6 protein-coding genes and 1 pseudogene are annotated in these 13,255 nt (G+C 39.6%); all 7 read right to left on the minus strand.

The window, feature by feature from the left end:
* Positions 1-160 precede the first annotated feature (160 nt).
* Positions 161-1,591, minus strand: a complete 1,431-nt coding sequence (gene aspA, locus HP456_RS11785; RefSeq protein WP_172251278.1) for an aspartate ammonia-lyase — start codon at positions 1,589-1,591, stop codon at positions 161-163.
* A 156-nt stretch (positions 1,592-1,747) separates the two neighbouring features.
* Positions 1,748-2,008, minus strand: coding sequence for a hypothetical protein (locus tag HP456_RS11790; protein WP_172251280.1), 261 nt, complete (start codon positions 2,006-2,008; stop codon positions 1,748-1,750).
* 16 nt (positions 2,009-2,024) lie between these two features.
* Positions 2,025-3,254 (minus strand): helix-turn-helix domain-containing protein, encoded by a 1,230-nt coding sequence (locus tag HP456_RS11795; protein WP_172251282.1) that lies wholly within the window; start codon positions 3,252-3,254, stop codon positions 2,025-2,027.
* 334 nt (positions 3,255-3,588) lie between these two features.
* Positions 3,589-3,855, minus strand: coding sequence for a protease inhibitor I9 family protein (locus HP456_RS11800; protein WP_172251284.1), 267 nt, complete (start codon positions 3,853-3,855; stop codon positions 3,589-3,591).
* Positions 3,856-4,033: 178 nt separating this feature from the next.
* Positions 4,034-4,310 (minus strand): annotated as a pseudogene (locus HP456_RS11805) (transposase); the annotation flags it as partial.
* Positions 4,311-4,663: 353 nt separating this feature from the next.
* Positions 4,664-8,785, minus strand: a complete 4,122-nt coding sequence (locus tag HP456_RS11810; RefSeq protein WP_172251286.1) for a S8 family serine peptidase — start codon at positions 8,783-8,785, stop codon at positions 4,664-4,666.
* Between the two features lie 252 nt (positions 8,786-9,037).
* Positions 9,038-13,138, minus strand: a complete 4,101-nt coding sequence (locus tag HP456_RS11815) for a S8 family serine peptidase (protein ID WP_172251288.1) — start codon at positions 13,136-13,138, stop codon at positions 9,038-9,040.
* Positions 13,139-13,255 lie beyond the last annotated feature (117 nt).

Consider the following 13,255-nt stretch of genomic DNA (forward strand, 5'->3'; position numbering starts at 1 on the left):
TTGATACGGATTCGAAATCCTTGAGGCTTTGGTCGAGCTTTCTTTCACTTCTCACTATAACTCTAAAAAGAAAAATAGTGGGTAAAGACATCCGTCGATGACTTTACCCACTAATCTTAGTATGTTTTTGATAGGAAATGAACAACCAAACAGGTTCGACTCATTCACGATCGAAAAGCACTCTTCCTGCTATTCCCGGATTGGTCATTTCATACGGGTTTAAAATCAAGTCAAGATCTTCCTCTGTCAGCACGTCGTACTCCAGACAGAGTTCTCTTACTGACTTCCCTTTGAGAATTGCTTCCCTGGCAATTCTCGATACCACTTCATATCCCAAGTGCGGGTTGACTGCTGTAATGATGCCCACGCTGTTTTCCACATATTCCTTCATACGTGTTTCATTTGCTTCGATCCCGCTAAGGCAGTTGTCGGTGAAGCTTTTGAACGCATTGTTCATAATGCTGATGGATTGAAGGAGATTAAACACCAGCACGGGTTCCATCACGTTCAGTTCAAGCTGGCCGGCTTCAGATGCCAAGGAAATGGTTTGATCATTTCCCATGACCTGAAAGGCTACTTGATTAATGAGTTCCGGCATGACCGGGTTTACTTTTCCAGGCATAATGGATGAACCAGGCTGTCTTGATGGGAGAGAAATCTCACCCAAGCCGGCTCGCGGTCCGGAAGCCATCAAGCGCAAATCATTTGCGATTTTGGACATATTCGTCATACACACCTTCAGTGCTGATGAAACCTCAGTATAGGCATCTGTATTTTGAGTGGCATCAACAAGGTGCTCGGCTCCCGTCAAAGGCAGTCCGCTGATCTCAGCCAAATGCTTCACCACACTCCTGATATAAAGAGGGTCGGCATTCAATCCTGTTCCTACGGCTGTCGCCCCCATATTCACTTCATACAAGTGCTCACGAGTTCTTCCAATCCGCTTGATATCCCGTTCAACCACCCGGCTGTATGCTTCGAATTCCTGACCAAGCCTGACAGGCACAGCATCCTGGAGATGGGTGCGGCCCATTTTGATGACAGAATCAAACTCCTGAGCTTTCTTTTTAAAAACATTCAGCATATCTTCCATCGTAATCACGAGCTTATCCAATAATTTCAGAGTCGAAATATGGATGACTGTCGGGAATACGTCATTAGTAGACTGCGCCATATTGACGTGACTGTTCGGGCTGACTTTTCCATATTCTCCTTTATGGTGGGAAAGCAGTTCAAGGGCACGATTGGCAATGACTTCGTTTGCATTCATGTTGATCGAAGTCCCCGCCCCTCCCTGAATGGGATCCACGATGAAATATTCATGAAGCTTCCCTTCAAGTATCTCATCTGTAGCCTGTACGATGGCTTGGCCGATCCCCTCATAAAGGCGTGTGGTTTCCATATTGGCAAGAGCAGCCGCTTTTTTTACTACCGCTAACGCATCAATCATCTCTTTATGAATTTTATAACCAGTTATCGGGAAGTTTTCCACAGCCCGCAACGTTTGTATTCCATAATATACATGTTCAGGAACTTCCTTTTGTCCAAGGAAATCTTTTTCAATTCTATATCCATTAGCAGCAGTTATCATGTCTCTACCCCTCTTGTTCGATTTCAGTATCACAGTTCGAGATTCTATCAATATATGGGGAAGTAAGCAATGGTTTTTAATGAAGTCATAAAGAAAAGCGCATTTCTAAAAGAAATACGCTAATAAAATCCAAAAGGAAGGATGCCCCGCCCTTAATCAAATCCAGGTTTCGACAATTCTCAATTCCTCTTGGGCGGAATTCGAAAGCCTTGAAAACTTCTCTGGAATTTCACTCCTGACTGCTTCCAATGTCGGTCTCATCAGTATGCAATGTGTCGGTTTTTCGACGTCAAAAACCCTTGCTACATACATCCCTTTATAATCTTCTGGACTCCAATAAATGCATATGATCGGCAATTTCAAATCACTGAAAGTCATTTCATTAAATGTATTCATTAAACGATCCGGATTATTCATAATCAACCTCTCCCCTTTAATACACTGCCATATCGGGATGCTGAATCAGACAGCTATTATTTTTCTTATATAAGGATACCTCATTCATATATTTGTGACATTCTGAATACCTTCCTTCTCTAATAAGAAGAGGTATAAGAATCTTTTCAATGTATTGCATATAGGCATATTCCCCATCTTTTAAACGCTTCTTCAACATATTCAACAGAGTATATCTATACGTATCTCTTATTGTTTCTGCAAATTTGATTCCTTTGGTCAGCAGGTCAAGATTACGCGTTTTATCTCCATTTTCATTCAAAAGGATCGAACTTCTGACCAATCCTATTATACTGACAAGATAATCGATAGAGTCAGGTCTCTCTTTTAATAATTGGCAGGCGATTGAATAAGTATCTATTGCACGCTTATAGTCTTGATCAATCAAATATTCATTCCCCAGATTTATATGAAGGATCGCATTTCTCCTATCATCATGAAGATGGTGACAGCGGTGTATCAACTTCTCATATTTTTCTTCCAGCACTGTCAGGCTCCTGCTTCCTTTTCTTCCTTCTGCTTTTAACAGAAAAATAGATCCATCCATCATTCCGGAAAAATTATATGTCACTTTAAAATAATTCATTGCCGTTTCAATACATTGAATAGACTTTTTCGTCTCGCTGCATTCATGATACGCGTATGCCAGGTGCAGATAGAATTCTTTATTCGTATACTTGGTTTCATCAATACTTTCCAACAATTCGATTGCCTTCATGGAATGTCCTTTTGAAAGCTCCAGCATCCCTTTAATATGATAATACAATTGGTAATCGTAACTAGACATATAAAAGGAATTTCGTATATTCATAAATTGATTCAAATACGAGGTTGCCTCCCATAGATTCCCTTTCTTGATATAATATCTCGCTTTTAAGAGCTTGTACGTTCCGTTGATGGTCTCGATCTGTAACAACTGATTATTCTCAATGGTTTCTTTTAGTGATTCAATTTCTCCTGTAACATCTTTGCACATGAAATCATGCCATAATTCAAGATCCATCTGCCATTTTTTAAAAGAACGGTGCATCCGTTCGATATCCATGTTTAATTTTATGCCGACTTTAAGGATCATTTCTTTCGTAATGAAGTTCTCTCCACTTTCCATCCTGCTCATGTGGGCAGGCGTGCAAATCCCGTTACTGACTTCCTTTTGGGTCAGCCCCCTGAAGAGTCGACAATATTTTATGAACGTCCCAATATGCATTACTTTAGACCTCCATGAATGAAATAGCCGTATATAAGCGTCTACGTCTATTATATCAAGAGGTACTCCTGATTAAGTTGGGGTTTTAGATGACAGTGCCGCACCATAAAATAAGTCTATATACCCATTACATAATCCCTGAATCATTGGCCTTCCAAACAAGGAAATCCCGCTGCAGTGGAAATCAAGCCGATCATTCCAATTTTTAAGGTCAAATTCACAACTAAAAAAACACTACTTTAGACCTCTCATACTTACCCAATTTCAATTCCTTTTACCATAATGAAAGTACCATGAATCCTGATTGGTTGATTGCAGCCAATTTCCGTCAGTTCTAAAAATGGCCACTCGGAAAGATGGGCGGATCTATCTGAATTTCTTCATTTGGGTAAATTTTTTGTATGACAGAGGAATTTGCCAAACGCAAGATTTCGTTGGCGGGCATCTCCATTGACACTCCGTTGAAAGCCGTCTTATATCGATGGTTGATCCGATAAGGAATTTGATTGTAATCTAAAGCCTGCCGTATTTCCTCTTGGAACTGCAGGTGGATTGAGGACGGCTCCAAATCATAATAGTTGCTCCTACAATGGAACTCCAAACCGGTTTTTTAGCTTATGTCCGTTTTCAATTGCAATCCCTTAATTAAACACAGCCTTAACCAAGTTTAATTAATCTACCAGCATATTGAAGGGCTTTCTCTTGATTGCCCTGATCAAAATAATACTGATACATCTTTTTTCATACGTATTTAACTGTTGATGTTTACCGCTCTCCTCCCATCGATAAGCCACGTTGGTTTCGATTTCCTTTATGGTTTGACGTATGGAAACGTATGCCGAAAAGATATTGTATGAAAACCATTTTAATAAGAACGACCGAATCTATACTCGGTCGACCATTATCTAAACAATATTTATCTTTTACCAAGTCATAAATAAATTCAAAGTCAATCGCTTGTTCCATCTTCCTAACCAGATGATCCTCTGGAACCAGTTGGTCTAACGCAACCACTTCAATTTGATTTCTTCCATCCTCAACGTGTTTTAATAACATTTGAATTCCCTCACGTGATTCCATTCATTATACAAAAAAAGCTTGTAGACTTGGTCTAAATCTTAGACTTTGTCTACAAGCTGAAGTTAGTCCCATTAGGACTGATCTTTCGTTACGATTATTTCTAAAGAAGCTATTGAAAAGATGCTATTAAGATTTAAGTGTCAAACCTTTTTAATCGCCACATTTTTTTCCATTTGCTTCATGAAGATTATTTCCAGTTAAATAATACTTGTATATCGTAACAATTTTCATTACATCTCACATATAGAGGTTATATGTTGTATAGAGTCCTGGCACGTCAGGATGGGATGATTTTTGTTGAACACTAATTTCTGAATCGTTTCAATTTATTATTCAACACCAAGTTCCTTAAGGATAGCCTCCAAGGTCTTTCCATTGTATTTTTCTTTTGGAAGAGGAGAAGCACCCGGATCAATATATTCTAATGTTGAATTCTGCTTTAGATAATTTTGTTTCACAAATTTTATATCCTTATGGTTGACTACCCCGTCAAAATTAATGTCTGCTGCTCTGTTGTTAGTTTCCCACTTTTCCTGAATGGTAAGTGCGTCCATTATATCGATGACGTTATCCTTGTTCACATCTCCGGCTACGACATAAGCGTCTCTTACCATCAAGAGTTTCCCAAATAATATATCGCCTTCTCTATCTGCTGCATCGGCTGTATCGTAATACGTAAAGTGTCCCGGAACGTCAACTTTAACCGTATGGGCCTTTTCAAACAATGATACGTTTTCAAATCTATAACTACTGAATTTACTTAAGTTCTGTTCCACGGTGACTTGTTGTGGATCGGTTAATTTCACTGTCGTCCCTACGGTTGAATAGTCCAATTTTGAATCCCAAGTAGAATCCTCATTGAGTAACCCTTCAGAAATCACGTTCCCCGATACGATGGAGGTGGTTGGATATACTTTTGAATAGTTTATGAAGCTTTCAGCAAATTTCCATTCACCTTTTGTATCTGTCAGAACTGTCAGTAAACCTTGAAATCCTGCTTGGGTAAACCATTTTTCTTCTTTAACTTTTACATAGACATCAATCATTGGGATATTACCTGTTACTTCTCGTGTCCCATCTATCGTCAGTTGGGCGATTCCATTCATATACGGGTTTCCTTGTTTTAATTCATAATCTAGTTCTGCATCCCCATATGCTGAAATTTCCGGACGTGCCTTAACCTCAACAATTTCCACCTGGGAAGGGTCGTGAGTCATTGTGAAACGTACTTCCTTCAGATCCTTCGCATTTTGAACGTTTAATGTATACTTTACTGTCTCACCCGGTTTGACTGCTTTTTTGTCTGAGGTACCCGATACATAAGGAGTACCTTCTTTTATGAAAATTACACTTCTCTGTTCTCCCCTGTTCGTTGCGGAGTCAATTCCGTTTATACGAACAGGGATAATCTTTCGGTTCTTGTCCAACGGAATACTAGTCTGAATCTGTCCATCGTTATCAGCCTGCTTTATGCTATCGGGAAATGCGGAAGCCCCTGAATAGTTCAAAAACAATCTGTTTTTGGTTTGGTCAATATCAAGACCGACAGATTGCATCTCACTGACTTCATGATCGAAAAGTGTTGCCGAAAGCGGATACGATGTCTGGTCTATAGGATGTTCAATAATCGTTTGTCCATCTAGGTTTGTTTTTAATTCAGGTTTCTTGTTGTCTATGAAAAAATCTTTTTCTATCGTAAATTTTTTTCCTGAATCGCTTGTCCCGATCAATTTCAACTTGTAATGCCCTTGCTCGGCTGCGACTGCCTTATCAGAAATGGGTTGGTTTTCATTGTTCGTAAATGGACGATAATATCCATCATAATTAACCCAACCATAAGGAATATTCTCATACAATCCCGATGTATCTATCCATCCGGCATAACCGATGTCCTCACCTGTTTTCCCATCAGCTAGTATGAGATCAATTGTTTTCATGGGTGATTTTAGTTGGAAACCAAAAGATAAATAGGGAGAAAAAAAGAAATTACCATCGCTCGGATTATTAGTCATTGATGGGCTGTTCAAAAACACCTCTTGAATCCCCTCGTCCATCAAACGAACGGCAAATGGAACTTGATATACTTCCTCGGTATTTTTTTCATTGGTATATGTGATGTATCCCTCATATGTTCCAAATTCAGCGGTTTTTGGAATGGTAAGGAAAACGTTGTTTTTTACAGACTTGCCAGCTTTAACTTTTACGTTTCCCTCCACTTTCACTGTCACACCATTCTTCTCTGCATCCTTCGAATCTCTGACTCCGGTGAGATACGTTACGTTTACATCAAATGTTTTGGCCTGTTCGCCCTTATTTTCAATATAAACATTGCGGCTCTCAATGATGTTTCCATTACGAACAATCATACCAAAGCTGAGTGCCCCCGTTTTTTCTTTGATGGTTACTTCCTTACCATTTTCAATAGTAGGGGTTTCGTCTAAAACCTCAATTTCCATATTAGAATGAACGGCTTCATAAGGATCTACCCGTCCAGATCCTACCTCAAAAACACTATACGTTTTTTTCAACGGATCTGCCGTGTTCATAATGATGGATTTGATGTCTTCAGGCTTTAAATCCGAGTCAGATTGTAAGAGGACAGCAGCAACACCAGCAACAAACGGAGATGCCATTGATGTCCCAGATAATCTTTGATAAGCAAATTGATAGTCGTTTTCATTTTCTTTACTGTTTATATAAGACGGTATGGTAGACATAATGGAAACACCAGGTGCTATAACCTCAGGTTTGATATCGTAGTTAGTGCGGGAAGGTCCACGGGAACTAAAGTCCGCTAAAGAATCTCCCTCTGTGATTGTCTTTCCAATCTCTGCAAAGGTGAAAGAAGCATTTCCTGCTTGCAATTTGTCTTGTATCGCTACCCCTTCTTCGTTCGATAGTGAAAAAGTCGGGATAAAGTCTGTTCCTTCTCCAAGGTAGACCGGAATTTGCCCCTCTTCAGCATTATTGTTATAGATCAGGACACCTGCTGCTCCTTTTTGCTTTGCGTATTTCATCTTATCTTGTAGAGTGATTTCACCTCGGGCAACAAGAACAAGTTTCCCGGCAACGTCCTTCCCTGAATAATCTCCTAATCTTCCAATATCCGCATCGACAATTGAAAAAGTCTTACCTTGTAAGGCTTGAATGTTATCTGAATAGGCTTTTGCCATTAAACGCACATTAGCAGGTAACTCTTCTTCTCCAGCCTGTACGATTCCTTTAAACGTGTTAAGTTCGACCGGCACATCGCTTGCTCCGACTGTTAAAGCCAATGCAGAACTACCTGGAGAACCTAAGGTATACATGTCGTTCCCAGAATTCCCTGCAGCTACAATGGTTGTTACACCACTTAGCACGGCATTGTTAAGGGCTATGCTTGATGGATACAGCGGATCGTTAATGTTTGCTCCTAATGATAGGTTGATAACGTCCATCTGATCAGATACAGCTTTATCAACTCCTGCCAGGATAGCTTCCATTGTTCCTGTTCCGTAAGGTCCTAGAACTCTGTACACATAAAGATCAGAATCAGGTGCCACCCCAGTGGTCGAGTATTCACTGTCGCTCTTTCCCTGTCCCGCAATGATCCCCGAGACATGCGTCCCGTGTTCTGTATAGTAATAAGACCCTGTTTGCCAGTTGACTTCCGGTTTACCCGACTTCTTCCAATTTTGATAGGTAGTCTCCATCGGGTCTGAATCATTATCCACAAAATCATAACCACCCTTATAAGCATCTTCCAGGTCTGGATGGTTGTAGTCAATTCCTGTATCTAGAACCCCAATCTTAACTCCTTTACCTGTAAACCCTTCCTCGTGTAGCTTATCAACCCCTAGGTATGAGTTACTGCTCGTCATTTTAGTTGAAGAAGATTTTATTTTTTCCTTTTCAAGTATAGGGGGGGCTATCTGAACCTTATCATTGCTCCACACGGCCTTTACTGCATCGGATGTTAACAGGCTTTCTACTTTGTTTGCAGGCAACGTCATAGAAACACCATTAAACGCATGTTTATACGTATATTTTATTTTATAAGGAGCTGCCTTTTGTTTAACATCTTTAAATACCTTTTTCAAGTCTTGCTGAAATGTGGCATGGTCAGCGTCTATTAAACTCTTTGCTTTTTTATCTTTTAAGCTTTTACCTTTTAATGTAGCTTCTAGTTGAGCTACTTTTTTAGGTTTCTGTTCGAACTCAACGATAATAGAAATTTTTTCATCACTTTCCAAATTTACATCTGGGTTTAAATGGATACCTGAGCCTCCACTTACCTGCATCTTCATCAGCGCTGAACGTTGCTCAGGGGTAAGTTTGGATATTATACTTTCTGATGAATGGTTTTCCTGAGCATGTACAGACTGAAATGTACAAGGGACTACTCCCCCCCATAAAATACTGAGACTCAAAGCTATACTGGTTAGGATCTTTTTTTTATTTTTTCTTTTCATTATCGTTATCTCCTCCTTTTTCCATTAGGTCAAAGATGACAAGTCTTTGCACAGATTTTATAAGTTAACTTTCAATGATGAAAAAGCCCTCCACATTACTGATATAAAAATACAGTGTTTTTTATCTACATGATTCAATAGCAAAATAATATTTGATTCTTAAAACTCTAAAGAAAGGTAACCCGTAGTGGTCTACCTTTCTTTGATGTATTATCCTAAGTTGTTGTTAAGTAGATTGGGAAAAAGAAGACCTTAAGGATTAATTCCCAGCTCCTTTTTAATCGTGTCGATGGTCTTGCCGTTTGCTTCTGATTGTGGATCAGGCGTATCAAGAACAAAATCATTTTCTGTTAAATAATATTTTTCCAGATGTTTAAAGTCCTCTTTATCTGTAGTACCATCGAAGTTAATATCCGTATTTCGATATTCTGTATCCCAATGCTCTTGAAGTAAAATCGCATCGTGGATATCAATTGTATTATCCTTGTTAATATCCCCTGGTTTTGATATAGCCGTCGTATATCCAATATGCTCGCCTATATCGATACCATTCTCAGTTCGTCCCACTTCTAGTGGTGTATACGTCGTATAGTGTCCAGGTACATCAATAATCACGGTATATATATGTTCTGATACTGGGAGTTTGCCCATGTCAGTTACTCCGTCTTTTCCAATCGCAGCAGGATAAACCGTCCCTTTAGAATCTTTTAGCTGGACCGTTGCCCCTACTGATGTGTAATCGATGCTTGGGTCAAAGCGACCATCTTCTGCAGCTAGTCCTTCTGCACCTAAATATCCTGCGCTGACTTTTGAGAATGAAGGATAAATAGGGTGAAGTCCGATTCTCGTTTGGATCCAAGCTTCTCCATTATTGACTTTCATAGCACCTGCGCCGAACAATGATCCATACGGATTTCTAAACTCATTTCCATTCGTATCCGCAACCACCTTAAACAAAGCAACATCTCCCGAAACCCCATCACCAGGTATTTTTATATCAATTAAAGATCGTGTTGTGCCTGGTGTAGTAGTCGTTTCCTTTAATTCTGATCCCTCCGGTAATCCTTCTGCCAATTGGAAATCAATCGAATCAAAAAACTTGTTTTGATAGTTGAACGTCATCGAAAAATCATGAGCTTTTTCTAAATTATGCGCATAGAACGTATAAGTGATCTTGTCTCCCATTTGATACGATTCTTTATCTGGTTTCGCATACACAAACTGAGAGCCCTCTTTAACATAATAGACAACCTTCGGAACGGCTGTGTTTCCGGCAAAATCGGCTCCAAGGTATTGCATTTGCAAAATGGATGATGAAGAAACATTTAGTTCTTTTGAAAACTTGCCATTTTTGTCGACATCAATACTAAGGGATGGACCTTGTTGACCGTACCACACTTTGTTGTCAGCTTGAGTCAGTGATATGTTTGCCTCATTTGTTTCATTAATTTCACTATCCAATAAGGTTCCGGATATTGTTACCTTATCTTGACCTTCTGGCAACTCAACAAATGGAGAGTCACCTGTCGGAATAGCATTTGTCTCATCAAATTCAATGGATGGTGCATTATTGTCTAAGCTAATGGTTGACGATTTTGCGTATTGTTTCCCATCTTTCGTTGTTCCGATCATTTTAACTTCATAGATTCCGATTGACGCCTTCTCTTTTGTATAGCTTATCGGCTTTTTATCATTTCCTGTAAATGGATAATAATAGCCTGCGAAACCATCATCGAGATAATAATCGTAATCGATGGCTGCTCCAGTCGCGTCAACCCCTAAAATCCACCCTAACTCTTCTTTTGTCTCCGGATCCACCAATACCCAATCAAGTCTTTCCATTGGAGAATTTAATTTAAAATCGAGATCTGTCGCTTTTCTACTGTAAGGATTTGTCACACGATTTGTCGAAATACTTGGTGTATAGACTTTAAAGTACCCTATTCCTTCTTCTACAACTTTCGCTCCAAATGGAATACGATAGCTATCCTCTGGATCCTTTTTATTTTCAAATCGAATATATCCTTCATAAGTGCCTTTCTTGGCTGTTTTTGGGATTGTAAGGAAAGCATTGAAACGTTCTTCTTTGTTCTTTTTCACTTTAATAGACTTAGGAACATTTAGTTTTACACCATTTTTCTTTGCATCTAAAGATCCCGATGCCGATGCTCCGACATTATACTCTACCGAAACAGTGTACTTTTTGTTTTCTTTACTAGAATTGGTGATTGAAAGATTTGTTGTTTTAAGTATATTTTCATTATCCATCGGGATGAAGCCATAGCTTAACCCACCGGTTTGTTCGGGAATGATCGTTTCCTTTCCCTCTTCGATATATGGCGTCTCATCAAGAATGGAAATGACCGTGTCAGAATGGAGCGCTTGCATAGGATCAACCCTGCCGGCCCCTACTTCAAATACGCTATATTGGTTTTTCAATGGATCAGCTGTATTCATTAACACTGATTTAATCTCACTCGGTGTATAGTCCGGCTGTGCTTGAAGTAACAATGCGGCAATTCCAGCGACTTGCGGCGAAGCCATGGACGTTCCCGATAATCGTTGGTAGGCATGAGAATAATCCGATGAATCATCTTTGTTTTGTATATAGGATGGTACCGTTGATAGAATGCTGACCCCAGGTGCTGTCACCTCTGGCTTAATATCATACAATGTTCCTGAAGGTCCTTTTGAACTGAAATAAGCAAGCTCATCCCCACTAATTTCGGCTTCCCCTGCGTCTCCGAGAGTAAGGGTAGGAGTTTCTGTCTGAAAAAGGTCTTTAACAGCCAAGCCATCTCTGTTCGATAATGAAAAAGTTGGGATATTGTCATTGCTTTCTCCTAAGTAGTGAGGAATATGTCCTTCTTCTGCGTTATTATTATAAATAATGATCCCAGCGGCACCGTTCTGTTTCGCATAGTTCATTTTATCAATGAGAGCGTGGGATCCACGGACAACAAAAGCGATCTTTCCATTCACCTCTTTATCCTTGTAATCCGCTGGCCCTCCCTCTCCTACTTCAACCATTTCAAATGTTTTGCCTTTTAGATTACTAAAGTCATCCGTCCATTTTTGTGTCATTAACTGCAAGTTTCCACTGAGTTCTTGTCCCTCAATTGCAAACATACTTTCATAGGTTGTAACATAGGAAGAAGCAGAACTGGCACCAACCGTCAAAGCAAGTGCGGCTGCTCCAGGTGACCCCAGAGTACTATTTCCAAGTTCCCCAGTGTTTCCAGCAGCCACAACGGCCGTAACTCCGCTTAATACAGCGTTATCTATTGCTAAGCTTGAGGCATCAAGTGGGTTGTTGGTGGAAGCTCCTAGAGAGAGATTAATAACATCCATTCCATCTGCAACAGCGCGGTCAACTCCTGCTATCACTGAACTATTCGCTCCACTTCCATATGGCCCCAATACACGATAGACATTCAATTCTGCATCAGGTGCCACACCAGTTACTTTATAATCAGAGTCATTCTCTGCTTGACCTACGATGGTTCCCGATACATGTGTACCATGTTCAGTGTAGTAGCTACTCCCTGCATTCATTTCAGGGTAACCTGATTCTTTCCATTCTTTATAAGTTGTTTCCATTGGATCATTATCATTGTCTACGAAATCATATCCACCTTTATAGGCATCTTTTAAATCTGGATGGTTATAATCGATTCCTGTATCAATGACTCCCACTTTAACCCCTTCTCCTGTAAACCCTTCTTTATGCAGTTGATCAATTTTCAAGAAAGGAATACTGTCGACTTTTGTGGTAGACCCTTCTTCTCCTTTCTTTTTCGGTGGAGGAGTAAGTTGTACTTCTAATTCACTGTAAACGGCCTTAACAACCTTTGATTCTAGTAGTTTCTCAATTTCGTTGGCTGGCAGGGTGATAGCTACTCCGTTTAAAGCATTTTTGTATGTATACTTGATCTTATAACTTTCTTTGGCAGATTTCGTCTTTTTCCCTAGTTTAGCTTGTAAATCTTTCTTAAAGGTTTTGTGAGATTCCTCTACCTTTTTCTTTGCTTTTTCGAGAGAGATATTTTCGCCCTTAAGCGACTTTTGAATTTGTTCCGTCATTGCAGGAAGCTGATCAAATTCAACAATGACAGTCACTTCTTCTTTACTCGTCAAATCCATTTCTCTTGATAAATGAAGACCCCTTAACGTTCGATTCGTTTCTAATTTTTGTAATGCCTCACGCTGTTCTTTTGACAGACCAGCTAGAATATTCATTGCGTTCGATTGTGTTTCTGCATGTCCAACAATAGATTCATAGCTTATTGGTGCAACAGTACCTAAAAGAAGACCTAGGCTTAATGCAATTTTTGGATACTTTTTAGTTTTCATTTGTTCATCCCCCTTCGTTTTTATCCGTTCTATTATTATTATATTGTCGAATAGGGAGCCTGTCATTGGGGGGAATTCACCTTGCTTAATATGGATTATTGTTGTCTAAAATATGCA

Origin of the sequence: Bacillus haikouensis, from assembly GCF_013179555.1 — a bacterium.
GTDB classification, from domain to species: Bacteria; Bacillota; Bacilli; order Bacillales; family Bacillaceae_B; genus Rossellomorea; species Rossellomorea haikouensis_A.